The sequence below is a fragment of the Litchfieldella anticariensis FP35 = DSM 16096 genome, assembly GCF_000409775.1.
GTDB lineage: Bacteria > Pseudomonadota > Gammaproteobacteria > Pseudomonadales > Halomonadaceae > Litchfieldella > Litchfieldella anticariensis.
Genome location: NZ_KE332377.1, coordinates 464856 through 490880 on the forward strand (window position 1 = coordinate 464856; position 26025 = coordinate 490880).

General features: G+C 48.6%; 24 protein-coding genes. 23 read left to right on the plus strand and 1 reads right to left on the minus strand.

Annotated elements, in window-relative coordinates:
• Positions 1-280 precede the first annotated feature (280 nt).
• From L861_RS02180 to L861_RS02190, 3 genes are all read left to right on the plus strand, one after another.
• Positions 281-1972, plus strand: a complete 1692-nt coding sequence (locus L861_RS02180) for a C69 family dipeptidase (protein WP_016414903.1) — start codon at positions 281-283, stop codon at positions 1970-1972.
• Between the two features lie 364 nt (positions 1973-2336).
• The gene (locus tag L861_RS02185; protein WP_016414904.1) at positions 2337-3194 is read left to right on the plus strand and encodes a motility protein A; all 858 of its coding nucleotides are present in this window, start codon (positions 2337-2339) and stop codon (positions 3192-3194) included.
• Positions 3187-4137 (plus strand): OmpA family protein, encoded by a 951-nt coding sequence (locus tag L861_RS02190; RefSeq protein ID WP_016414905.1) that lies wholly within the window; start codon positions 3187-3189, stop codon positions 4135-4137. The genes L861_RS02185 and L861_RS02190 overlap by 8 nt, the downstream gene beginning before the upstream one ends.
• Position 4138: 1 nt before the next feature.
• Here the strand turns inward: L861_RS02190 and L861_RS02195 are convergent, their stop codons facing one another.
• Complete coding sequence (locus tag L861_RS02195) at positions 4139-4576, minus strand: hypothetical protein (RefSeq protein ID WP_016414906.1); 438 nt, start codon at positions 4574-4576, stop codon at positions 4139-4141.
• Positions 4577-5031: 455 nt separating this feature from the next.
• Here L861_RS02195 and L861_RS02200 point away from each other — a divergent pair, with 455 nt between their 5' ends.
• From L861_RS02200 to L861_RS02290, 20 genes are all read left to right on the plus strand, one after another.
• Positions 5032-5592 (plus strand): hypothetical protein, encoded by a 561-nt coding sequence (locus L861_RS02200; RefSeq protein WP_016414907.1) that lies wholly within the window; start codon positions 5032-5034, stop codon positions 5590-5592.
• Positions 5585-7900, plus strand: coding sequence for a polysaccharide biosynthesis tyrosine autokinase (locus L861_RS02205; protein ID WP_021029085.1), 2316 nt, complete (start codon positions 5585-5587; stop codon positions 7898-7900). The genes L861_RS02200 and L861_RS02205 overlap by 8 nt, the downstream gene beginning before the upstream one ends.
• Before the next feature lie 115 nt (positions 7901-8015).
• Positions 8016-8885: a glucose-1-phosphate thymidylyltransferase RfbA gene (gene rfbA, locus L861_RS02210; RefSeq protein WP_016414909.1), complete on the plus strand. Its 870-nt coding sequence runs from the start codon at positions 8016-8018 to the stop codon at positions 8883-8885.
• Complete coding sequence (locus L861_RS02215; RefSeq protein ID WP_016414910.1) at positions 8882-9973, plus strand: DegT/DnrJ/EryC1/StrS family aminotransferase; 1092 nt, start codon at positions 8882-8884, stop codon at positions 9971-9973. Before rfbA ends, L861_RS02215 begins: the two co-directional genes overlap by 4 nt.
• Positions 9974-9984: 11 nt before the next feature.
• Positions 9985-10662, plus strand: a complete 678-nt coding sequence (locus tag L861_RS02220; protein WP_016414911.1) for a WbqC family protein — start codon at positions 9985-9987, stop codon at positions 10660-10662.
• Positions 10663-10705: 43 nt separating this feature from the next.
• Positions 10706-11119, plus strand: coding sequence for a GNAT family N-acetyltransferase (locus L861_RS23465; RefSeq protein WP_027947901.1), 414 nt, complete (start codon positions 10706-10708; stop codon positions 11117-11119).
• 51 nt (positions 11120-11170) lie between these two features.
• Positions 11171-11962 (plus strand): phytanoyl-CoA dioxygenase family protein, encoded by a 792-nt coding sequence (locus L861_RS02230; protein ID WP_016414913.1) that lies wholly within the window; start codon positions 11171-11173, stop codon positions 11960-11962.
• A 10-nt stretch (positions 11963-11972) separates the two neighbouring features.
• Complete coding sequence (locus L861_RS02235) at positions 11973-13784, plus strand: ABC transporter ATP-binding protein (protein ID WP_016414914.1); 1812 nt, start codon at positions 11973-11975, stop codon at positions 13782-13784.
• A 169-nt stretch (positions 13785-13953) separates the two neighbouring features.
• Positions 13954-14964 carry an NAD-dependent 4,6-dehydratase LegB gene (locus L861_RS02240; RefSeq protein ID WP_016414915.1) on the plus strand — a complete coding sequence of 337 codons (1011 nt, stop codon included), beginning with the start codon at positions 13954-13956 and terminating at the stop codon, positions 14962-14964.
• A 139-nt stretch (positions 14965-15103) separates the two neighbouring features.
• A complete protein-coding gene (locus L861_RS23470; protein WP_016414916.1) occupies positions 15104-16051 on the plus strand; it encodes a glycosyltransferase family 2 protein in 948 nt (315 codons plus the stop codon).
• 246 nt (positions 16052-16297) lie between these two features.
• Entirely contained in the window at positions 16298-16945 is a 648-nt protein-coding gene (locus L861_RS24415) for a hypothetical protein (protein WP_144062938.1), read from the plus strand.
• A gap of 140 nt (positions 16946-17085) precedes the next feature.
• Positions 17086-18258 (plus strand): ATP-grasp domain-containing protein, encoded by a 1173-nt coding sequence (locus L861_RS02250; RefSeq protein ID WP_016414918.1) that lies wholly within the window; start codon positions 17086-17088, stop codon positions 18256-18258.
• 167 nt (positions 18259-18425) lie between these two features.
• Positions 18426-19568, plus strand: coding sequence for a hypothetical protein (locus L861_RS02255; RefSeq protein WP_016414919.1), 1143 nt, complete (start codon positions 18426-18428; stop codon positions 19566-19568).
• 72 nt (positions 19569-19640) lie between these two features.
• Positions 19641-20267 (plus strand): acetyltransferase, encoded by a 627-nt coding sequence (locus L861_RS02260; RefSeq protein ID WP_021029087.1) that lies wholly within the window; start codon positions 19641-19643, stop codon positions 20265-20267.
• The gene (gene neuB / locus L861_RS02265) at positions 20264-21283 is read left to right on the plus strand and encodes an N-acetylneuraminate synthase (RefSeq protein ID WP_016414921.1); all 1020 of its coding nucleotides are present in this window, start codon (positions 20264-20266) and stop codon (positions 21281-21283) included. Before L861_RS02260 ends, neuB begins: the two co-directional genes overlap by 4 nt.
• Positions 21280-22461: a UDP-N-acetylglucosamine 2-epimerase gene (gene neuC / locus L861_RS02270; protein WP_016414922.1), complete on the plus strand. Its 1182-nt coding sequence runs from the start codon at positions 21280-21282 to the stop codon at positions 22459-22461. The genes neuB and neuC overlap by 4 nt, the downstream gene beginning before the upstream one ends.
• Positions 22462-22486: 25 nt before the next feature.
• A complete protein-coding gene (locus L861_RS02275; protein ID WP_016414923.1) occupies positions 22487-23557 on the plus strand; it encodes a nucleotidyltransferase family protein in 1071 nt (356 codons plus the stop codon).
• Positions 23558-23607: 50 nt separating this feature from the next.
• Positions 23608-24324 (plus strand): acylneuraminate cytidylyltransferase family protein, encoded by a 717-nt coding sequence (locus L861_RS02280; protein ID WP_016414924.1) that lies wholly within the window; start codon positions 23608-23610, stop codon positions 24322-24324.
• Positions 24305-25102, plus strand: a complete 798-nt coding sequence (locus tag L861_RS02285) for an SDR family NAD(P)-dependent oxidoreductase (RefSeq protein ID WP_016414925.1) — start codon at positions 24305-24307, stop codon at positions 25100-25102. The genes L861_RS02280 and L861_RS02285 overlap by 20 nt, the downstream gene beginning before the upstream one ends.
• Positions 25096-26013 (plus strand): Gfo/Idh/MocA family oxidoreductase, encoded by a 918-nt coding sequence (locus L861_RS02290; RefSeq protein WP_016414926.1) that lies wholly within the window; start codon positions 25096-25098, stop codon positions 26011-26013. The genes L861_RS02285 and L861_RS02290 overlap by 7 nt, the downstream gene beginning before the upstream one ends.
• The last annotated feature ends 12 nt before the right edge of the window (positions 26014-26025 follow it).

Genomic DNA, 26025 nt, shown 5'->3' on the forward strand with positions numbered 1-26025 from the left:
ATCATACGCTAAGGAAACGCTGAAGAAATCGACGAGCATGCTCAAGCGCAAGGCGCCCGGAGCACAGGAACCGGAGCATATGGGGTATATGTGAGGATTCCGCGCACCGCGCAACGAAGCGATTGAGTAGCGCAGGTATTTATTCAGTGTTTCCCTAATGCCAGTGGCTATCAGCACATCGGGCGCGCTTGTCGTCGGAATTATTGCCGTCGCTAATTTGACAATCCTTCCCCCCTTGCTAAGCGTTTGTATGGCCAAACACCACAAGAAGGAGGCCGTCATGAAGCACAAGCGCAATGCTGAGCGTTCGTGGCTGGTGCCTGTCGTACCGCTGCTGGCGTCGTTGGTGATTGGAGGACAGGCTCATGCCAACCCGCCATCGCCTGAACCGTTGGGTCATCCCAATGAAAAAAGTCTCGGCATCTATATCGGTAGCGACCTGACCGAGGATGGAGCGACATTTCTGGCCGGCTTCGGCCACGAGCCTTCGAGCCACTGGATCGAGATCGTACCGCGGCAGACGCATGCGCAAGGCGCCACCTGGGAGGTGGGAGTCACCGACCAGGCGCGCATTCCCGGTCGACGGATCGAGATTCCGCAGGCTGAAACCACATACAAGTACATCACTTCGAACTATTCGGAGTTCGCTGGTTTTCCCCCGCCCCTGACCAATGGCGGGCTCAACGAACATGGTGTCGCGGCGCGGGATATCTGGTCGCCTTCGCGTCCGGAATTGGTGGAAATGTCGGAAGCGGCTGCCGAGAAGACACCGCAAACCGGCCCTCAATACAGCGATTTGGCGCGGGCAGTGATGGAGCGGGCGACTACGGCGCGTGAGGCGGTGGAGATCATTGGTGGCCTGATCGATGAGCATGGCTTTTCGACTTACGGTGGCAATTCGCACCTGATCGCCGATGCCAACGAGGGCTGGGTGCTCATCAACTATGCCGGTGGCAAGGGACTGTGGGCGGCCGAACGGATTGGATCGAATGAGATTCGCGTGCTCTATCCGGGCTATATCCATGAGTTCCCGGTCGATCATGAAACCCGCGATGATTACATGGCTTCCGATAACTTCGTTGAATTTGCTCGTGAGCAGGGCTGGTGGGACGGCGAGGGAGATTCGTTCAACCCCCAGGAGGTCTATGGTCAGCCATTCCCGGCAGATGACCCGGGAGACACCTATCCGGCTTTCTACACCGAGGGGCGAAACCCGCCGGAGCGGGAAAAAGAACTTCACGAAATGGCGCCCTTGAGCCTGGAAGACATGATGGCCTATGTCCGTGATCCGCGCTGGTCGACTGATTTCTCGGGCTATGGCCAAGTCGCCCATCTGCGTCCCGACGTGCGCCCCGAATTGCAGACATTGTGGGTGGCCGTGACCAGTGCCATCACCACCCCCTTCGTGGGCATTCCCATCGGTGCCGAGGACGTCCCGCCGGAATTCAAGCAACATCGTTACATGACCAAGGATGCTGATTCTCATTTCATCGACCCCGACTATGGGCCGCTGGAAGCCACGCGCTACGCCACGCGAACCTTCAAGCGCCTGCTTTATCACACCTGCGAACACCCGAACGATTTCCTGCATCCAGTGACCGGTGAGATCGAAGCCTTCGAGCAGAAGCTGATCGAGGAACGAGAGAGTGTCGAGCAGTCGACCGTGAAGCATCTCGAAGCGGGAAGGGAAGAACAGGCGTGGACTCATCTGACCGACAATGTGGAGCAGCGCTTGCTGGAAAGCTTGGAGCTTGGCGAAAATCTGGTGCAAGCGGTGGAAGACCATACTCGCAAACAGTACGGCATACGCATGCCTGAAGGTGTAACGGTCGAGGGTCAGACGGCACCGGCCACCAGCCAGCATATGGCACGTGAAGGCTGGGGAGCGATGATCCATTGCTATGACGAGCAGTTGGATGAATACCCGCGCGAGCACGGGATTTACGACGAAGAGCGAGGATTGGTGCGCTGAGCTACTGTTCTATCGCGCAGCAAGCTGCGCTTGTATGTTGGAAGTGACCAGACAAGGGCCGGTGTTCGCACGGACGAGGTGGGAGCGAAGCTCCGCTTCGCGATGATGGTGGCTTGCCACCAATGCCGGCCTGCGGCCGGATCGCGCAGGAAACCTGCGCTCCCACGAGGGCTGCGGTTGGGATGGGTGAGGTGGGAGCGAAGCTGGCTTGCCACCAATGCCGGCCGCGAGGCCGGTATTTGCGAGGCAACATACTGCAGGTAAAGTTACGCCCACTCCCGGCGCCTATTCGTGCCTTTGACTGGCTTGTGCACCGTTATCATGAAGACTCCCGATATTGCCATTTTCCCATGCGGGCGTACTCATGAATCCTTCCACATTGATTGGTATCGTCGCCAGCGTCATGTTGCTGGCCAGCGTATTGCTGCTGAGTGCTGAATCGGCGGCGAGTTTCGTCAACCTGCCGGGCCTTGCCATCGTTCTGACCGGGACATTAGCGGCCACCTTCATCAGTTACCCCTTGAAAGAGGTGGTGCGGGTCGTGCGCCTGGTCGGGATCGTCTTCCGGCGCGAAAATTGTTATGCGCATGACGATATCCAGGAATTGGTTAGCATGGCGCGACTGTGGTTCAAGGGTAACGTGCGCGCCGTAGAGGCTGCATTGACCCAGGCCCGCAATCCTTTCCTGCGTACTGGCATCCAACTGGTGATCGACAATACCCGTGAGGAGGAAATTCTCGATCTGCTGCGTTGGCGCATTGCTCGGATGAAGGCACGCGAGCGGGCCGAAGCGCAGATTTTCCGCACCATGGCCCTCTATGCCCCGGCATTCGGCATGATTGGTACCCTGGTGGGTCTGGTGAACATGCTGGAGGTAATGGATAGCGCCGAGGTTGGCATCATCGGTGAGCGGATGGCGGTGGCGTTGCTGACTACCTTCTATGGCATCGTGCTGGCCAATCTGGTGTTCAAGCCAATTGCCGTGAAGCTGGAGCGACGCACCGAGGAGCGCCTGATTGCCATGAACATGGTGCTCGAAGGGGTGTCGCTGATGTCGAGACGTCGGCTGCCTTCCTTTATTGAGGAGACGCTGAAGTCGTTCATGGCTAATCATCATGATGAGATACGCGAAGCACTTCCTGGGGATGAGGTGCCCGACAAGGCCGGTGGATGGCGTTTTCGACTGCGCCGAAGGGTGACGCCGGGAGTCGCCGATGCTTGATGGCATGCTCCACCCTTCGCGTGGCGACTCTCGCCACGACGCCATTCTGGAGCTTGGGGTCCAGGATGATGGCAGTGGGGTCTGGATGGTCAGCTACATCGACATCATGACGTTGCTGGTAGCGACCTTTGTGCTGATGCTCTCGCTTTCCGCCCGGGTGGGCGGAAATGAAGAAGTGACGCAGCCCAAGCAAGTGACGCCGGCTGAAGCCATTGCCATCGCATCGGAAGTTCGCTTGGGTGTGCCGTTGCCACAGGAGGCCAAAGTGACCTCCGGGGAACCTCCACAATCCGAGCCGGACTTTTCTCGCCAGATTGATCCTCGGGCAGTGGTAGTGGCGCTAGGGGTGGCGCGGCATGCACATGCTGGACCCGTCAAGGTCGTGGCACCGGCAAGCCTAGAGCTCGATACCCCGCTGGACGATGTCGTGGTACTGGTGACTGAACGTGAGCCGTTGCATACGCAGCGGCTGGACCCACAAGCCATCAAGGTGGCCACGACGCTGGCCGAGACATTGGAACAACGACTGGCCGAGGCGCCCCGTTTGCCCAGTCTGGAGGGCGTGGTGGTCTCGCACGTGGCTGAGGGCATCAGCCTGCGTGTCGAAGATCATATGTTGTTCGAGTCGGGGACCGCGGAACTGATCGGTTCCGGTCGTAACGTGATCGACAGCTTGTTGGCTATCATCCAACGCTACGAAGGAGAGGTGTCGGTCGAAGGGCATACCGACAGCCAGCCAATCAATACCGAACGTTTCCCTTCCAATTGGGAGCTTTCCAGTGCCCGTGCCACCGCTGTATTGCGACATCTGCAAGCAGCGGGTATTGATGCTGCGCGCCTGAAGGCAGTGGGGTTTGGAGATACGCGCCCGATTGCTGATAACAAGAGTGCCGACGGAAGGGCGGAGAATAGGAGGGTGGAGGTGATTGTCCACCTCGACTAGCTCAACTCTGGTTTAGTCTTTTCTTCTTCTTGCTGCGCTTGACCGAAAACATGGCCTGCTTGGCGATCACGGTAAACGCAAACATCACCCATCCGGCACTGGCCAGTATGTTGAAAAGCAGCATCTTCTGCGGACCGCTCAAGGGCGAAAGCAGTGCCTCGATCGGGATGGCAAGGCACAAGGCCAGCAATAGTGGCAAGGCGAGAACGTGCATCCACATCTCCGTGCGCCGCTTGCGGATGCGATAGCGCGCCAAGGTCAGGCGCATGGGGCGATGCCCCCATGTGACGATGATGACGGTTCCTATCAGGCTCAAGGCACCCATGGTTGGCAGGGTGGTGCCTTGGGCGATCGAGAAGGTCACCGACCAAGCGAGTAACAGCCACATCAGGCCTTCCAGTATGGCGATGACATCGGCGGAAATGCGGGCGACACGCATGGAGAAGCCTCTTGATGAATACCCCCATAGAATACCGGATTGCTATCGGTAGTCACTAAATCTGTAACAAGCAACTTCAATTCTCTCATTCTCTTTTCCTCTGCTGCCCGATCAACAGGACTCCCTCATTTGCTGGTGCTCATCGCTGGTTTTGTCTCTCTCTAACCGCCGTAGCTCAGAAAAAGAATAAATCAATATTATTTTTACCATGCTCGGGTAAGAAGTCGGCTCAATCCCAATAAGTACCTTCTTATGATGTTTATCAGCAGGGCATGCGTATAAAAAATGAGCAGGTAAAAACCCTCATATTATGTAATCTTGTGTATCTAGGAGTATGTGCTTGTAATCGTAGATACCTAAAGACGAATATTGGCACCAAAATCACACAATAAAGCGCAGTACATGGCCTTGGGGATAGCCAAACAACAACCCTGGGGCGGTAGCGTGGGGAAAAAATGACTGAAATCTGGCTTCCCTTGCGGCAGCGGCTACACATAGTGCCATTGGTAGGTACCCAATGTGAATGCGCGGCGTCCGGTGGATACATCAATGATGACCCTGACGCTGCGGGTATCGGCCAATTGGACAATATCGAGCTGTTGACTCCTGAGTTGACGATGGCAGTAGGAGCCGAGCGTCGTGCGGCGGAAAGTGATAACGTCGCGCGTCGTGATGGCTCCTTTTTTTATCTCTACCTTCTTTATCTCTATATCGCTTTTTTACGGGGCGCTGGCAGAGCCATGATTGTATCCAAAAGCATACTAATGCTACATCAGGTCAAAGTTCCTTCTGTCGCTTTCCTTGAAGTCATTGTCGATTCTTACCGCTTTAATTACGTGAATGCTGTTTTCGTATCACGATGCATCTTGTCGATTATCTGTGTGCCGATGGCGGTGATTGCCACCATAGGTCAAGCACTACCCGATGCGCTAAAACATGTACATGTAGAAGCATTGATGAGAAAAAGTTTCACATTATATCGAATTTTCACTTGGAGGAGCGGTTTCTGTGAATAACTTTTCTCCGCATGATGGTATGCCTCCAAAGCCTGGCATTCCTGCCCTAATTTATAATCCTGTGATACCCAACGATAGCATTGATGTAGTCCGCTTGTTGGGCATGCTTCTTGACTATAAGTGGTTGATTGCCTGCATAGTGCTAGTGTTCACACTAACAGGTATCGTCTATGCATCACTGCAGACACCGATTTATCGAAGTGATGCCCTGGTACAGGTGGAAGGTAGGAGAACGGTTAGCCCTATAGGTGGGCCTGAAAATAACGGTGATGAGACGATTCAAGGAGCAAGCATCGCGGCGGAAGTCGAGATTCTCCGTTCACGCATGGTATTGGGTAAGGTCGTTGATCGACTAGGTCTTGATACTATTTTTTCCCCACAAAAGTTACCAGTGATCGGAGACTATGTGTTACGAAATAACATTGTCCGACCTGATGTTAGTGGACTACCGCTGGTCGGTGGATGGTTGAATAAAGCTAATCATCCTGCATTATGGGCTGGCGAGAATATTGAAATCACACACTTTGATGTGGTCGATGGTCTTCGTGGACAGCCTTTGATACTCAAGGTAATGGAGGAAGAAAAATATCATCTTTACATGAATGAAGAGTTTCTAGGTGAGGGGGATCTGGGTACGGAAGCATATTTTATTGATGGTGCTGTCCAAGTTCGTGTAAAAACACTGAATGCACACGCGGGTGCTGAATTCACACTGATAAAGTTATCTCAACTTGATGCTATCAATGCATTGGCATCGCGACTGTCGATATCCGAAGTAGGGGGAGGGAACCGAGGGCCGAGCACTGGTATGCTGCGGGTCACATTGACCGGAGCAGATCGTAACGAGATTCGTCAAACGCTGGATACTATCCTCGACACCTTTCTTATACAGAATGTCGAAAGAAAAGCGGAGGCTACACAGCGGAGTCTGGCTTTTCTTGAACAGCAGGCACCGGAGCTACGCTCTAAATTATCAAATGCTGAAGACAGATTGAGTGAATATCGTGCAAGTGTAGATAGTATTGATGTCGATGCCGAAGGGCAATCCATCATCCAACAATTTATTGATATTGAACGTCAAGTTAACGAAGTTAGCATTCAAGAGGCTGATTTGGCCCAGCGCTTTACTCGCAATCATCCTACCTATCAATCATTAGCACGGCAGAAAGCATACCTGATCTCCGAGCGTGATCGCCTCGAACAACGCGTTAGTACCATGCCTGCTGCTCAACAAGAAGTCATTCGACGTACTCGAGATGTGGAAGTTACGCAGGCCATCTACGTCAATGTACTCAATAAACTACAGGAACTGGAGTTGGTTCAGGCTGGTACCGTTGGCACACTTCGTATTATTGATACTGCTGCTGTTGGCCGAGTACCTATCTATCCAAACAAGGCCAGTATGGTAGGGATGTCATTCATATTAGGTTTGCTAGTTGCTATCATTGTTGTTGTGGTTCGTGGTTTATTCAATCGTGGGGTAGAAAGCCCTGAGCAACTTGAGAGCTTGGGGCTTCCTGTATACGCTACTGTTCCCTTGTCAGGCGATCAAGCTCAATTGGAGCGTGTCTTTCAGAAGCGACGCCGCAAAGCCGGAAATTCTGGAATTCTTGCCAATAGTCATCCTGCCGATACTGCTGTCGAAGCGCTTCGAGGGCTTCGCACTGCCCTGCATTTTGCCATGCTGGATGCTTCGAATAACTGCCTTATGATCTGTGGGCCAAGCCCCGGTATTGGCAAGAGCTTCGTAGCTTTGAATCTAAGCGCAGTATGTGTCCAAGGTGGGCACCGTGTTCTCGTCATAGATGCGGATTTGAGAAAAGGTAACTTGCATCGCGCTTTTGACCATGCATCTGAAAAAGGTCTCTCGGAAGTGTTGAGTGGCCGGTTAGAGCTCTCTTCCGCTATCCGTTCCAGCGGTTTTGACAGGTTTGATTATCTCTCTCGTGGTATGGCAGCACCCAATCCATCGGAACTATTGATGAATGTCCGTTTCACCGAACTGATGGATAAGGTTAGTAAAGAGTATGATCTAGTGATTCTGGATACTCCCCCGGTGCTAGCTGTGACCGACGCAGCAATCATTGGTAAGCAGGCAGGAACCTCGCTTATGGTGGCACGTTTTCAAATGAATCCTCCCAAGGAAATAAAACTTGCCATCAATCGTTTGGAAAATTCTGGTGTCGAAGTGCGTGGTTGCATTATTAATGGAATGCAGCGTAAGGCGTCGGCAGCCTATGGCTATGGATATTACCAATATTCATATACTCCTGATCGGCACAAGAAAGGTTTGGCTGAGCATGTTTAGCATGATTGGGTTAAATTTCTGAAAAATTCAATAGATAGATTAAATGGTATCAGCAAGTTCATTTGGGTAGTTGTCAGCGACGATATTTTTGGTGCATAGGCATTGGAGAAGTCGCATGAAGGGGATCGTTCTCGCCGGTGGTTCCGGTACACGTCTTTATCCTATAACCATGGGAATATCTAAGCAGCTGCTGCCCATCTATGACAAGCCGATGATTTACTATCCGCTTTCGGTTCTGATGTTGGCAGGAATTAGAGATATTCTGGTCATCACCACTCCTGATGAACAGTACTGCTTCAAGCGGCTTTTGGGTGATGGAAGACAGTTTGGATTGAATCTTGCCTATGCTGTGCAACCCAATCCTGACGGTCTAGCCCAGGCTTTTATCATTGGTGAATCATTTGTTGGAAATGATTCTGTATGTCTCGTGTTAGGAGACAATCTCTTCTATGGGCAGGGTTTTTCACCCATGCTTCAGAAAGCCGCTAGGCAAGACAACGGAGCAACAGTCTTCGGTTATCTGGTCAAGGATCCGGAACGCTTCGGTGTGGTGGAATTCAATGAAGAAAAGAGAGCAATCTCTATTGAGGAAAAGCCCGAACATCCCAAATCACGTTTTGCTGTGACTGGATTGTATTTCTATGATAATGACGTAATTGAATTAGCCAAGGAGGTTGTTCCCTCCGGTCGTGGCGAATTGGAAATTACCAGTATCAATCAGGCCTATCTTGCACGTGGGGATTTGAGGGTAGAGGTTCTGGGGCGTGGTTTCGCGTGGTTGGATACGGGGACTCATGAAAGCTTGTTGGAAGCTTCACAGTTTGTAGAGACGATTGAAAAACGCCAAGGTTTCAAGATCGCCTGCCTGGAAGAAATAGCTTTCAATAATGGATGGCTGACAGCCAACGATCTCTCTAAAGCAGGAAGTGACCTTTCCAAGAATGGATACGGACAGTACCTCATGGAGCTAGTGAGAGAATTATGATTCCGGTCACCAAGTCTTATTTGCCAGATCGTGAAAAACTATCTCGTTATATTGACGGTATCTATTCACGCCAGTGGTTGACTAATCATGGTCCACTCGTACGGGAATTGACTCAACGACTTGAAGAATATTTGGGGGTAGAAAACCTGCTGTTGGTGGCCAACGGTACCTTAGCTCTGCAGGTTGCCTATCGTGCTTTAGGGTTGGGTGGTGGAAAGAGTCGGGTTGCAGCCATTACCACTCCATTCAGTTTCGTTGCTACCACCAGTTCATTGAAATGGGAAGGTATTGAGCCGATCTTTTCTGACATCGATCCTCACAGCTGGTGCCTTGACCCCAAACAAGTGGAACGGAACTTGAGTGAAGGTGTGCGGGCATTGGTACCGGTACATGTTTTTGGAAATGCTTGTGACATTGAGGCATTGGAGCTCATTGCAGCCAACCATGGACTTAGTTTGATCTTCGATGGGGCACACGCTTTCGGCGTCAAGTATCGAGGAGGTAGTCTACTCCGTCATGGCGACGCCACCACCCTTAGCTTCCATGCCACCAAACTGTTCCACACTATTGAAGGCGGAGGCATTATCTTCCGCCGTAAGGAGCAGCTTGAGCGGGCGCGCCGGATAATCAACTTCGGAATGTCAACCATCGGCGAAATAGATGACTTAGGAATTAATGCAAAGATGAGTGAGTTCCAGGCTGCCATGGGGCTGTGTATCCTGGACGATATTGATGAAATCATGGAGAAGCGTGCGGAAATCTGGCACAACTACCACTCAAAATTAAATGGATTGGTGAAATTTCAATTGATCAATGAAAATTGCACTAAAAACTACTCCTATTTTCCGGTTGTATTTGAAAGTGAGGCTGTTTTATTGAGGGTTAAATCTTTCCTTGAGGAGCAAGATATCTATGCTAGACGTTATTTCTATCCCTCTTTAGACGAGCTAGCGTACACTACTCCTTGCGTTATCAACGAGAATTCAAAATTTATATCCAAGAGAGTTTTATGTCTTCCTCTCTATCCCGGCATGAGTATAGAAGATGTTCAGAAAGTCACTGATATCATCTATTGGGGGCTGGAATGAGAGTGGCAATCATGCAGCCATATATTTTTCCTTACATCGGTTATTATCAGCTTGTTGGCTGTGTAGATGAATTTGTCATATATGATGATGTGAATTATATAAAAAGAGGTTTTGTTAATAGAAATTATATCTTGGACCGTGGAAGCAAGAAGCGATTCACTGTCCCGGTTCCTGGTAGTTCAATCAATAAAAAGATCTTAGAGCTAAAGTTTTCAAGTGATGTTGAGGCTTTGCTGAAAAGTATACACCATGCCTATTCAAAGGCTCCTTACTATGAAGATGTCTTTCCGATGGTAAAAAAAGTGATTGAAGGTGAGAATAGGGATATATCAGCGGTTTGTTGTGATGGAATAAAAAGTGTTTTTGACTATATTGGAATCAGTGTATCTTTGTGTAGGTCCAGCCAGTTAGATTACGAAAAGAAACTTTGTGGGGCAGAGAAGTTGATGAATATCTGTGATTCATTGGGTTCTCAAAATTATGTGAATAGTTTTGGAGGTACAAAATTGTATGATAAGCAGCATTTTTTATCCAGAGGATTTAATCTCTCGTTTTTAAAAACAAAGAACATTGGCTATTCGCAGGGTGGCGTTGATGTCTTTATTTCTGATTTATCCATGATTGACACATTGATGTGGTGTTCCAAGGAAGAGGTTGCAAAATTTATTTTTGAATATGATTTAGTGTGACTGTTATTTATTAATATTCTAATATGTTCTATTATGTGGCCATATGATCCAAGAAGATATAAAAAACATGATTTGTTGTGAGATGAAGTCTCAGAAAGATGCTTTTTTTTCAATCCCTGATATTGATTCTTACATTGACAAGGTCATGGGTTCGGGTAATTTGGTAACCCACTACAATAATGGGAAGCTGATTGGGTTTGTTGCATTCTATTGTAACGACGAAACAATGAAGCATGCTTTTGTCAGCTTGATTGTTGTTTCCCCTGAAATGAGAAATACTGGAATTTCCTGTAGTCTGTTAGAGACTGTGGTATTCATGGCAAAAAGAAAAGGCATGGAAAAGGTTCGTCTCGAAGTAAAAAAAAATAATCATCGAGCTTTTGGATTTTATGAAAAGCATGGATTCAAGGTCAATAGTCAGACTGAAATAAGTTATATTATGGAATTGCCAATCTGAACCTCTTGTTCTTATAAAAAATACCGATGCGCAAAAATTGAGGAACTGGAGATGTATGACTTAATGGATGTCGAGTCATTTGATAAGGAAATGATCGAGAAAGGATGGGTGCTTTTCAGAAATGTGATTCCTGATAGTATGATCCATGACTTAAGAGAGGATTGTCTAAAATGGATTGCTATTTGCTCTGAATATCAGATCAAGAATAATATTAATGAAGCTGGTGATGGGACCGCGCATCAAGCCGTGGGAAGAGGAGACAGTATAGATACTTTTCTCGATATGCATTTTTTTCATGAGTATCTTTTACGATTTTTCGATGGCAAGCCTTACGCATTGAATGCATGTACTCCAGTTGGTGGCTTTCCTAATGTAAATATTTATATCCATAAAATTCATCGGGATGTTGGTACGTATATACCCGGTTATAGGCTGAGAGTTAATATGTTGGTCATGCTTGATGATTTTACGCTGGAGAATGGAGCTACCAAAGTATTGTCCGGTGCACACTTGAGAGCAGAGAAGCCGAGCGATCAAGATTTTGATAAGGAATGTGATACGATTCTCGGTCCGGCTGGTTCTGTAGCCTTGTTTGATTCTTACCTTTGGCACAAGGGGGGAGCCAATGCCTCGAGTAAGAATAGAGTTGCGCTTACTCTAAGTTTTGGTCGGCCTTTCATAAAACCACAACTCGACTATGCAAGAATGCTTGGAGAAGAATATGGCAAGGGCTTATCGGAACTCACCCGCCAGGTATTGGGATATAACTGCAGAGTGCCAACTAATCATGAAGAGTGGTACAAGCCCATTGAAAAAAGGCTGTATCATGCTAATCAAGGCTGATGTTTGATTCATGTATAAATCCATTAGGGCTCTTTACTTCCTCTTGACGCATGAGCAACGTAAAAAATTGCTTTGGCTTCAGGTATTAGTCCTCATTATGTCCTTTGCGCAGATTGCCAGCGTGATATCCATTGGTCCCTTCATGGCTATCGTCGGTGACATTAGCCGATTGGAAGGACAGGGGATGTTGGCTAGCCTTTACGAGGCCAGTGGGTTGAACTCATCTTTCGATTTTTTATTCTGGTTAGGTATCATCGTGTTAGTGGTTTTGATTATGGCAGCAATGGTTTCAATGTATACCACTTGGCGGATGTGTATGTACGGTGCCAAAGTTGGTGCTGATATAAGTACCCGTTTATTCAATTATTACATGCAACAGCCTTGGCTATTCCATGTTGGTGTAAACAGCAGCACCTTGACCAAGCAGATAGCTCAAGAATGTCAGAGAGTCAGTACTGGAATTATAAAGCCATTGATGGAGATGAACGCAAAACTGGTTATGTCTGCCATGATGGCTTTAGCCATATTTCTTTATAATCCTATGGTTGCAATAGCAGGATTGCTGGTATTTTCATTCTCATATTTTATTCTCTATATCAGTGTCCGTCGCAGGCTGATCAAAAATGGTAGATTAATGTCGAATATTCAGAAATTTCGATTCAATATAATGGCAGAAGGTTTTGGGGGGGTAAAGGATGCCTTAGTACTGGGAAGGCAAAAGAGTTTTATTTGTCGATTCACTAAGACAAGTGATGAATATGCGAATGCTTACGGAATCACACAGGCGTTAGGGCAAGTTCCGAGCTATGCAATGGAATTGATGGCCTTTGGGTCTATTATCTTTCTTGTTCTTTATTTATTGTCGATTCATGAAGGTGATTTTTCTAGTATCTTACCTATTCTTTCTGTATATGCGTTAGCAGGTTTCAAGCTGCTGCCAGCATTTCAGCAAGTCTATCGTAGCATCACGAGTATTCGAGGTAATATCGCTGCTTTTGAAGCTATTTATGAAGATTTGGAAGCGTCTTATAATCAACGGCTGGTAATGTCTGATAGCGATAATGATACTGAAAGCTCTCTACCTTTTACTATTAATCACGGTGTTTCATTAAGAGATGTAATATTTCAGTATCCTGGTAAGGACTCACCAGCGTTGAATGGCTTGTCTATTGATATACCAGCCAACAAGGTAGTGGGCTTGGTGGGATCTTCCGGGTCGGGAAAATCGACTGCTGTCGATATCCTCCTTGGATTGTTAAAGCCGGATTCAGGGCAGGTTCTTGTTGATGGAGTGCCACTTTATTCCCTTGGTGAACGGAGATGGAGGAACACGGTCGGGTATGTTCCTCAAAGTATCTTTCTGGCCGATGCCACTATTCGTGAAAATATTGCTTTTGGATTGCCTCCAGAGAAGATAAATGAAGATAGAGTAAAGAATGCAGCTAACTTGGCGCATCTAGACGAGCTTTTAGCAAGTCTTCCCTCTGGTTTAAATACAAGGGTGGGTGAACGAGGGGTTCAGCTTTCAGGAGGACAACGTCAGCGCATCGGCATAGCTCGGGCCTTATACTGTGATGCCAGTATTTTGATTCTAGATGAGGCGACTAGTGCGCTTGATGGCATTACGGAAAAGTTGATCATGGATGCTATCCATGGCCTCTCCGGAAATAAGACAATTATCATGATCGCTCATCGACTGGCAACAGTGAGTCAGTGCGACTGCATTTACTTGATGATTGACGGTAGAGTAGTTGACAATGGAAGTTATGAGGAATTAGTGAACAGGAACGAGATTTTCCAACGAATGGCTCAACATGTTTGATAAAAGAAGCTCTATTCTTAGGCATGGCTATCCTGCTGTGGCGACAGGTCTGTGAGAACCGTAGAATTTCCACATTTTAAATTCTGGTTGTTTAAAAGATTTACGGTTGATTTCTTTATCTTGCCAAATTAACGCTGTCTATCTGCTGTCTTATCGGGGAGTATGAACAATGGATTTGAGCAGAGCCAGAATTCTCGTCACTGGAGCGGATGGCTTTATTGGCTCACACCTCACGGAAGCGCTTGTCGAGCGTGGCCACGAGGTGAAGGCCTTGGTGATGTACAATGCCTTTAATAGCAGGGGGTGGCTGGATCAGGTGGCTCCAGCGGTACAGCGCCACCTTGAGGTTGCCGCCGGTGATATCCGTGATCCTCACTGGGTACGCCATGTCATGCGTGGCTGTGATGTCGTGTTTCACCTCGCGGCCCTAATCGCTATACCGTACTCATACTATTCCCCAGACACCTATATTGATACTAACATCAAGGGCACGCTGAATATCCTGCAGGCTGCACGCGACCTAGAAGTCTCTAGGGTGGTGCATACATCGACCAGTGAAGTCTACGGTACCGCTTGCTATGTTCCCATCACGGAGGACCATCCTCTGCAGGGTCAGTCGCCTTACTCGGCATCCAAAATCGGTGCCGACCAGCTTGCTCTCTCCTTTTATCGCTCGTTTGCTACACCAGTCGCACTGATTCGACCATTTAATACCTATGGACCTAGGCAATCCGCTCGTGCGGTCATTCCCACCATCATCACCCAGATAGCCTCAGGCGTACGGTGCTTACAGTTGGGAGCGCAGCATCCCACTCGTGATTTCAGCTTCGTATCCGATACCGTTGACGGCTTTATTCGTATGGCCGAATGTGATGACGCTGTGGGTGAGGTCATCAACGTTGGCAGCGGATTTGAGATCAGTATCGGGGATACGGCGCGCTTGATCGCCGAGCTGATGGAAAGCGAGATTGAAATCGATACCGATCCCCAGCGCCTGCGCCCTGTGGCGAGCGAGGTCGAGCGGTTGTGGGCGAGTACCGAAAAGGCTGAAAGATTGCTTGCACACAGACCTGTTCATGGTGAAATCACTGGACTGCGTTGTGGGCTAAGAAAAACTATCGACTGGTTTTGCGAGCCTGCTAATCTGGCTCGCTACAAGTCTCACTTTTATAATCTCTAGCATTTTTCCATTGATTGTGCATGACGTATCTATAGATAGTTTCACTAGACCGCTGCAGGCTCAGTCATAATATTGGTTGTGTCCTGATTTTCTATATATTATCTTGCTGATAAACTTGACTCGTATTGGGGATTCTCTGATGTTTGAAAAGGGTGATCCGGCTCCGAATCCACTTGAGCCTCTTTGCGAGGAAGAAATTGTTAGAAATTGGGCTAATGATGAGATATTGGTTAGTATTCTTTGCCCTACATTTCAACACGCTAATTATATCGAAGATTCCTTAAATGGTTTTCTAGGGCAAAAGACCACGTTTAGATATGAGATAATAATAAGGGATGATTGCTCTACGGATGGTACCAGGGGAATACTTGAAAAGTATCAAAGAAAATACCCCAACATAATGCTAGCTATTTTTGAAACTGTAAATCGCTGGCCAAATGTAAAAGCCCTACCGATACTTTTATCAGCAGCTCAAGGAAAATATATAGCCATTTGTGAAGGTGATGATTACTGGATTGATGAGTATAAGCTTCAAAAGCAAGTTGAATTCTTGGAGAATAACAACAGTGTTTCATTGTTGAAAACAAAAGACTTGGCGGTGGAGAATGGAATTGTTATATCTCCTTTGAGGCCTGGCGGTACAAGAACATTCATGTATCCGTCAAAGATAAAGATCCCTGAGAAATTTGCATGTCGCTGTTATTTCGGCGATATTTTTTTACAAGCAGTTCTTAGAACACATGGTGTATTTCATACTTTAGATGATGTTACTGCCGTATGGCGAAAACACTCTGGCGGTGTTTTTGGCGGCTTGGTTGATAAGGATATAGAGTACATTAACTTGCAGCGGTCGCAAACAAATTTCTGGATTGCGCAATACTTTTATGAGCAGGGAGATTCTCGTTCCGCCCGTCGGTACATCATTCGTAGTTTAAATAGCATCATGAATGCGAATCCTAAAGATAGAAAGGTAATTATGGTCGCTTTTTATTTCAACAATATTTTGCATTCCATCAAGGATTTTACGAAGAAGATAATTCTTAGAGGTTTTGATGGGAATATTAACAAACCGCATGATATAATTTGATACCTTGTTCTTGGAAACTCTTAACATAAAAAATTGAAGTCCGCTCTGCTGATCGAGCCCTTGAAAACAAAGATTGCTCATAAAGGTATAGCGGAATGCAATAACAAGCATACTCGTTAGTATTGTTGCCTAAGTGCACATATCTTGAATCTGTAATGGCTGGATTTTTATAGTGGTTTTAGAACTTTAGTTGGCGCTCATCGTCTATGTTTTATTTAAAATGCGTGGATATTGGAGAATAAAAATATGACTTATGAAGAGGTTCTCCAAACGACTAGCTATGATCTTTTCGAAGCAATGGATGAGTGCCGCATAAATTATGTTAAACATTCTTCTCTGCTTCCTTTAATGGTGCTTCCTTGGGGAAATGATATAGATATTATTATTGATCCTAGAGATAAAAATAAATTATTAAAATTGCTGAAGGGGTTTGAAAGTTGTAAGAGTGACAAAGACTATCCAGTGTATATGGATGTCTACCCGATTCGCTGTTCAGGGATGGTTGTTATAATTGATGTCTTGTGGGGAATGGTAACGGAGATGGCAGGAGGAGAAATCTGGAGCTTACCAATGGTATCGCGTGATAAGCGTGTTAAATTGGAACATGGAGGTTATCGAGCTGATTCGACTACTACTCTTATATTTTTGGCCGCTCGTTATTCTTCAGTTCACAAAGGTGTGTATAGTATAGAAGGTGGATGGTCCGACAAAAGTCGTGAGAAGTGGCGGCACTATTATGATGCGTTTTCAAAAGAGATCCAAGACGTAAATGCTATCAATCTAGTTAAAGATATTAATGAATATGCTAGGTCAGGTCGTGTAAATATAGGTGATGAGGCATGGCTCAAAGAGTTGAAAAGCTTTTTCCGAGTTAAGAACGTAGCCTCTGTGTGAGTGGGTGTTTGATGTAATGTGAAAGTTAGTAAGTAGGCTGTGTTGACAATTTTATTATATATTTTATTTAGGTTGCGTGGGAATGATTTCACCAAGTTTTGGAGTTTTAAATTAATGCATGACCTTTTGGAGGAGGCGATGTGGTCAAACAATTAGTTGTTTCTGTAGGCGCAGGATGTGCTCAAAAACCTTTTATTGAGAAGCTCAAAAGGAGAGGGTACAAGGTCGCGGCGTTTGGCCATGGGAAAAATGATCCAGATGCAATAACCTTGTGTGATTATTTCACGGCTATTGATACATCAAATTCTGAAGAAGCTATCAGCTGGCTTAAAACATTAAATGAAGAAATTATAGGTGCCGGTTCCTTTGCGGGAGGTAGGGCTATCAATACACTCCAGCATATTGATCGAGAATTTTCCTTGTGCACCAAAATTCCCAAGAAGCTCTCTGTTGGAATGAATAAATTTAGACAACAGCTTTTGTATAAAAAATTAGGTGCTGGCTATATTGAAACTTTCCCTGCAGACAACTTTGCGAAATATGTTGATCACATCCACTCCAACAAACACTACATTGTGAAACCAGCTGTAGGACGAGGGAGTGCAGGTGTCTATAAAATATCAGGACAGGACTTAATTGAAAAATTTTTTAGGAAAGAGTTAAAGGAAGACGAGGTTATCCAAGAATGCATTTCTGGGAACGAATATCGTGTCTTGGTTTTGGTTCATAAGAAAGTGATTAAAATACTGTCCCCAATAAAAAGAGAGTCCAGGTATGGAGGGTACCTGCTGGGACGTCTATCAGTTGATTTGAATGTGTTGAGTTTGCTGAAGAGGCATTTTGAAAATATATTGCCTAATATGGAAATAGATAATTCTATAATGAAAGCTGATGTGATGATAGATGAGGCGGGAATCAAATTGATTGAAGTTGATATTGGTGTTGGTGGTGGGGAATTTTTTAGTAATTATGTCTCGGTAATTGAAGGTGTTGATTTGAATGATTTGTATATTGATTTGATAACTGGAGGGGATGTTGAAGACAATATGGGGGTTGAAAAAAAAGCGCAATATGTGATGGACTATTTCTATTTGGATAAGGGGGGGGAGTTGATTGATCGTGAAAACCTGCAAGAAAAAATAAAATCTCTTTTTGGTGATTGCGTAATTCAGTTCAATTCGTCTCGTAATAGAGAGGAAACAGGTCGACTTGAAGTGAATTCTGATTTCGTTTTGAATGTTATTCATCAGAGAGAAGAGCTTTCCAGTGAAGACGTTGATAAATTGCTGACGGATTGTGTAATGCTGACATGATAACTTGAAGCTGTCATTTTCGTAGTCGTTGTAAATGCAGTGTGTGACGATTTATTTCTTTTGGTTTTTCTCTGATAGAGGAAGGTTTAATGAAATATCATCGGCCTCTCTTGGCTCCACCTTATGGAAAAAGAATTTATCCTATTTTTTGAATTTGGGGGCTAGGGATGATCCACAAGGCTGTCATTGTTTTTTCAGGGTTTAACCAAAGAGCCGTGATTTCTTTTTTAAGAACTCTTGAGGAAGTCAATGTCTCATATGGAGTGATTGCACATTCCACTCAAGACCCGATTTATCAGACAGGCTACAGAAGAAAAGTTTTGGCTATTAGGAGTTGTAAATATCTCGATTTTCAAGACATGGTGGAAAAAATAAAAATATTACAGAGTAGAATGCAGGCGGAGAAGTATGTGATTGCCCCTTCAACAGAGGCACTTAATAGAGTTTTGCTGGATAATAAAGACGCTCTTATAGAAGCCGGTTGTGAAATTCCTCTAGTCGACATTGATACATATAAGAAAATATCAGATAAATACTCTTTTGGAAATGTGTGCAGGAGTCATGGTATTGCGGTGCCGAATGAATATGGCGTGATAGCTCAAGCAAGATATCCTTTTGTGGCGAAACCCAAGACATATTTTTCCAAGGAGCGACATGTTTATTCTCCTGTGCTGATTTTTAATGCTTCAGATAAGGCAGATTTTTTGTTGATGCATGATGAGGGTGATTTTTATTATCAGGAGTTCATTGAGGGGGGAAGTTACTATTTGCTTTATTACTTCATGAGAGATGGTGGTGTAATTAAGTTTTCGCAAAAAAATTATGTGCAACAACCAGGTGGGAAATCAATCATTGCAGCAGAGTGTTCTGATCTTCATAAGTCTGATGAGTCCTTGAAATACGAAGCATTATTTAATTTTCTTCATTTCCATGGGTTGGTCATGGTGGAAGTTAAAAAAAGCAAGCAAAAACTATACATGATAGAGGCAAATCCTCGTTTTTGGGGACCTTCTCAGCTTTTTGTGGATGCTGGCATTAACTTGTTCAAGCATTTTATGCATGACTGTGAGTTGATGAGGTCAGATCCAGGTCCACAAAATTCAATAAAAAAAGTTAAGTATTTCTGGTTCGGTGGCCTTTTAGAGTCCTTAGGTAAAGGACATGTCGTGTTTTATGAAAAGAATGAGGATGACTTTTTAAATGAACTGTCTGAGTGGTTAAAATATGACATACATAATAGAAGAGATACCCGTGAAATATTTAAGAAAGAGCTAGGTGCTATTTCGTTGAATAACCTCGTACAACATTAAATTGCAAGGCTGCCGCCGGAGCTATGTTCAGGGCTTTGCTGATCAACGATTTTTTCAGCGGAAGAAAATAATGTGAGCGATTTCTTCGTGTTGGGGGGAGGCGGGCATGCCCGTGTGTTGATTCATGCTCTTAAGCGACTTGGTCATGACGTGCACGGATATACGGCGCTGAGTGATGGAGGGGAATGCGTGCCGACGCCTTATCTGGGCACCGATGACGCCTTCGAGCAACTTCGAGAATCTCTGCCTTCCTGTGCGGCCTTGGGGATCGGCAAGATTGGCGTTCAGACCCCGCGCCTCGACTTGCTCGACAGACTTCAATCTCTGGGATTTCGTGTGCCAGTCGTTCTTGCCCCGGGGGCGATCTGCCACGAAGGGGTCCAGACGGGTGACGGTACTGTTGTGTTGGACGGTGCGGTAGTCGTGATCGGTAGCCGCTTGGGGCGTGCTTGTATCGTGAATACCAATGCCACCGTCGATCATGACTGCGTGCTGGGCGATGACGTACATATCGCACCGGGCGCGACGCTCAGCGGGGGGGTCGAAGTTGGAGATCACTGCATGATCGGTACTGGTGCCAACCTCATCCAGATGGTTCGAATTTGTGCCGATTGCATGATAGGTGCTGGAGCTACCGTGGTTAGTGACATCAGTATGCCTGGAATTTATGTGGGTACTCCTGCCAGGAGAATCGCATGATCAATACTGCTAGCTGTTTCGTGATCGCTGAAGCTGGCGTCAATCACAATGGCTCACTGGATCTCGCACTTGAATTGGTCACTCGTGCCCGTGAGTGTGGTGCCGATGCCGTCAAGTTTCAGACTTTCAAGACCGAACGTCTAGTGACCCAATACGCTGTTAGCGCGGCCTATCAAAAGCGGGCGGTGCCACAAGCGTCTTCACAGCACGCCATGCTGAAAGAACTGGAGTTGTCGGAAGACGACTTCGCGAGGATTCAGGAGCACTGCCGAGCCTGTGATATCGAATTTCTCTCGAGTCCCTTCGATGAGGATAGCGCAGCTTTTCTCGATCGGCTTGGCATGCGCCTCTTCAAGATCCCGTCTGGAGAAATTACCAATGGCCCTCTGCTGGAGACCATTGGCCGCTTTGGAAAACCGGTCATCCTGTCGACAGGAATGAGTTGGTTGGCAGAGATAGAAACTGCCGTAAAGACACTGGATGCGGCGGGCGCCGGTGAAATTATACTCTTGCACTGCGTCACCGAGTATCCCGCACCTTATGCCGAGATCAATCTGTCAGCCATGCAGACCCTTGCCAGCGCCTTCGGCGTGAAGGTGGGGTACTCCGATCATACCGCGGGCATCGAGATCCCCATCGCGGCGGTGGCCATGGGGGCGGTGTTGATCGAAAAGCACTTCACTTTGGATACCGGTATGCCTGGCCCCGATCACTCCGCCTCTCTGCCACCGATAGATTTTCGAAGCATGGTGCAAGCAATCCGGCACGTGGAGAGTGCTAGGGGGGACGGGCGAAAACGACCAGCGCCCTGTGAATTGGGCAACCTCGAGGCGGTGCGTAAAAGCATCGCTGCCGAGCGAGATATCGCTGCCGGGAAAATCATCACTCGTGAGGATCTGACACTCAAGCGACCGGGTTCGGGGCTCTCGCCGCTATGGCTTGACGCCGTGGTGGGGCGCCGTGCCGGGCGTGCCATTGGCACTGATGAACTCATCAATTGGCAGGATCTGACATGACCAGGCGACGGCTGTGCGTGGTGACCACCACGCGGGCCGACTATGGCCTGTTGTACTGGCTATTACGCGAGATCGACGATGACCCTGAGCTGGAATTGATGCTGGTGGTCACTGGTATGCATCTATCCACGGAGTTTGGCCTGTCCGTTCGCGAAATCGAGTGCGACGGCTTTCGCATTCACCGTCGGATAGAGATCTTGCTGGCCTCGGATAGCCGGAGCGCCATGACTCGCGCCATGGGGCTGGCCATGCTCTCCTTTGGTGATGCCTTGTCCGAGGATCGTCCCGACCTGGTGGTGCTCCTGGGGGACCGCTTTGAGATCGTACCGGTGGCGTTGGCTGCTGTGGTCGAGGGGATTCCAGTGGCGCACTTGCATGGGGGCGAAACCAGCCGTGGCGCCTTGGACGAGTACTTTCGACATGCCGTGACCAAGCTGGCCAGTATCCACTTCCCGGCTACTGAACCATATCGCCAGCGAATTCTGCAAATGGGAGAGGAGCCGGACCGGGTCTTCAACTTCGGCGCCCCCGGGTTGGATCACCTACAGCGTACCGAACTCCTGAGCCGAGAAGCGCTGGCCGAAGCATTGGGAATTCCCCTTCAGCGGCCGGTGGCCATCGTGACCTATCATCCCGTCACCAGCGAGGCGGATGAGACCGCGGAAAGTCAGGTCAAGGCTTTGCTGAAAGCACTGGAATCCTTTCCTGACTTGTTCGTGGTGTTTTCCAAGGCCAATGCCGATGCCCAAGGTCGCACGATCAATGCTTTGTTGGCTAGCTGGTGCGTGCGGCACCCAGAGCGAGGACGGTTGTTCGACAATCTAGGACATCGCCTATATCTGAGCTGCCTTCGCCACCTGGACCTGATGATTGGTAATTCCTCCAGTGGTCTAATTGAGGCCCCCTCTTTTCATCTCCCGGTAGTCAATATAGGCAGTCGCCAGGAAGGGCGGATACAAGCCAGAAATGTCATCCAGGTAGGCAACGATACCAATGCCATCCGTCAAGGCATTAGCCGGGCCTTGAGTCCAGGGTTTCGCGCCGAGCTGGTCGATATGCATAACCCCTATGATGGCTTCGGCGATGGCGGCGTCTCGCGAAGAATCAAGGAAACCTTGAAGCTCATTCCGCTCGATGCGGACCTGATGAAGAAGCGATTTCACGTTCCTGAGTTCTGATGGCTCGGGGCGGAAAGGGGAGGCAATGATGCTCGACTCATTATTGATCGGTGAAGAACGCAAGGTCCTTGAGGCGCTGTACCAGTTGGAAGAAACCCAACGCAAAATTCTGTTCGTCACTAGTGAGGACCGTCGCCTGCTCGGAACCCTGACCGACGGTGATGTCCGCAGGTGGATCCTTGGCGGCGGCAACCTGGATGGTGTGGTAGGGGAGGTATGCAATCGCTCGCCTCATGTCGTTCATGAGTGCCACGATGCGGCCGAATTGAAAAACACGATGCTCAATCGGCACATCTCATCGGTACCGGTGCTGGATGCCGAAGGGCGTATCGTAGATGTCTTGTTCTGGGAGGAAGTCTTTCAACCGAGCGTATCCCGCACGCGCGCAGTCCCCTTGGGATTGCCCGTGGTGGTCATGGCTGGGGGCAAAGGGTCGCGGCTTGCCCCTTTCACCAATGTACTGCCCAAGCCACTGATTCCTGTGGGAGACAAGACAGCCATAGAAGTGATCATCGATTCCTTTGTCGAGTCTGGTGTCGGTGAATTCTATCTGTCTGTCAACTACAAATCGAAACTGATCAAGGCCTTCTTCGACGAACTCGCACCGTCCTACCGTCTTCACTATGTCTACGAGGATCAGCCGCTGGGAACAGGCGGCGGCCTGCATGCCCTTGCCGGCAAGCTGGAAGGCGATTTGATCGTCACCAATTGCGATGTGATCATCAAGGCAGACTATCACGCCCTCGTAGATCATCATCGTCAGGAAAACAACGATATCACCATGGTTGTGTCGTTACGCAACTACGATATTCCCTATGGTATCTGCGATATCGTTGACAATGGTCAGCTCTGCGCAATGCGGGAAAAGCCGCATTACAATTTCCTGGTCAACACAGGGCTCTATGTTCTTCGTACGACTGTATTGGACTTGATTCCCGAGAATAAATTCTATCATCTCACCGAACTGATCGAGGATGTCAGGCAGCGCGGCGGGCGAGTCGGTGTTTTCCCTATCAGTGACAAGGCTTGGCTCGATACCGGAGAGTGGCAGCAATATTGCGAGAGTATTGCTCAGCTGAGGGCGGCATCAGTCTGAATCTTCACTATGTCAGATTGACTTCGCCTAATCTTCCAAGGATTCGATAAATGATCGACAATCAAAGGGTCATTGCCATAATTCCGGCCAGGGGCGGGAGCAAGAATGTTCTGGGGAAGAATATTCGTCCCATTCTGGGAAAGCCATTGATTGCCTGGACACTGGATTTGGCCAAGCGGATCGATGTCATCGACCGGGTCATTGTCTCGACAGATTGTGCCGATATTGCCAGGGTCGCACGAAAATACGGTGCTGAAGTATATGAGCGGTGCGCTGAACTGGCCACCGATACGGCACTGGTAATCGATACCATCCACGATCTCTCCCAACGCCTGGACCGAGAAGGTGAGCGAGCCATATACGGTCTGCTGCTTGAGCCGACCGCTCCGCTGCGTCGGGAGGCGGATGTGCTCTCTTGTGTGCAGCAGCTGCATTTCCAAGGATTCGACTCGGTAGCGACCTTCAAGCTTGCCGACCTGAATCCCCACCGTGCCTGGTGCATCGATGGAGGGGAGCCTCGAGCCTTCATCGAGGGCAGCGTACCCTGGTTACCCCGCCAGCAACTGCCCGAAGCTTTCCAACTCAGTGGTGATGTTTATGCATTCCGTCGTGATCGGCTTGCGCTGGCGACTCACGGCATGTTGTTCGGTCGAGTGGGTGCGGTGATCGTTAGTGGTGACTACTCCCTCGATATCGATAGCGAACGAGATTTTCTCATGGCAGAACTCATTGCGCGGGAGCTTCAGGATGAAAAAGTCACTGCATGAGTTGCTGGATCTCAGCGGTCGTGTCGCGCTGGTCAGTGGTGGGGGTGGTTACCTTGGCGGCAGCATCTGCGAGGCGCTCGCAGAGCTGGGGGCCAGCGTGGTGGTCGCCAGCCGTGACAGGCAGCGTTGCGAGTCCCAGGCTGAAGCGCTGTATGACGTAGGGCCGCATGGGCATCACTGGGGGATTGAGCTGGATGTTACCAGCAGGGCTTCGGTGGAACGTGGAGTGGAAGCGCTTCGGGAACAATATGGTGGCCTGGATATCCTGATCAACAATGCCTGGTCCGGACGCAAGAATAGTTGGGAGAGCATTGATGAGGATGACTGGTACTACGATGTCGATATCAGCTTGAATTCGGTCTTCCGTATGGTCAAGCGCTGTTATCCGTTACTCAAGGAGCGTTCGGGCTGCATCGTCAACATCGCCTCCATGTATGGACATGTGGCGCCGGACTATCGTCTCTATGTAGATACCGACCATGCCAACCCTCCGAGTTACGGCGCAGCCAAGGCTGGGGTGCTGCAGTTTACACGCTATCTGGCCAGTTTCCTGTCTCCCGATGCCATTCGCGTCAATGCCATCAGTCCCGGTGCATTCCCGCATGCCATTACCCAGGATAATCGGGCATTCATGCAGCGTCTGAAGGACAAGGTCCCGCTGGGACGTCTGGGAGAGCCTCATGAACTGAAAGGGGCGATTGCCCTGCTATGTAGTGATGCCGGGTCCTATATGACGGGCCAGAACATCTGTGTCGATGGAGGTTGGGCGACATGGTGACTCGCGTCGGGATGATTGGGCACAGTGAAGGCAACGGGCATCCCTTTTCCTTCTCCGCCATCATCAATGGCTATTCCGAAGCTGGGCTCCGGGAAGCCGGATGGCCGGTTATTCATGCCTATGTAAGCCGTCGTCACCCAGCCGACTTCGGTGTCGGCGACTTGAGCGTGACCCATGCCTGGACCCAGGACCCTGACGTTACACGCGCCCTTTGCCGAGCGGCCAATATCGCTCATGGTGTAGCCCATCCCGACGACATGCTGGGCGAAGTGGATGCGCTGATCATCGCCCGAGACGATGCCGAAAGTCACTGGTCGCTTGCACGCCCATTCCTTGAGGCGGGGATTCCTGTCTTTATCGACAAGCCGCTGACGCTAGACAGGGGAGTGCTCGAATATTTCGTGCCTTATCTGGAACAAGGGCGACTGATGTCCTGCTCGGCGATGCGCTATGCCATGGAACTGGATGAGCTACGTAAGGGGCTTGCCAACTATGGTGAGCTGAAACTTATCCGCGGCACGATTCTCAATGATTGGCCGAAATACGGCATTCACCTGCTCGAGGCGATTCTGTCGTTGGCACCGTCTCGCCCCGTCAGCGTGAATGCCTTGCCAGCGAGGCATGAGTCACTACTGATAATGCTCGAGGATGGCACCCAGGTGATCATCGATGCACTGGGAAAGGCACCTGGTGTCTTCGACCTGGAACTGCTCGGCAGCGAACATATCAGCCGCCATAGCATTCGCGATAATTTCACCATGTTTCGGCGTGCCCTTTGGGCTTTCGCGACCATGACCCGTGACGCTCGGCCACCCATCAAGCCGGTATCCACCCTGGATGTCATCGAGACCTTGATTGCGGGACAAGACGCCATACGACTGCACCGGGAGGTCGTCATCCATGCGGCATGAACGAGTTTCCAC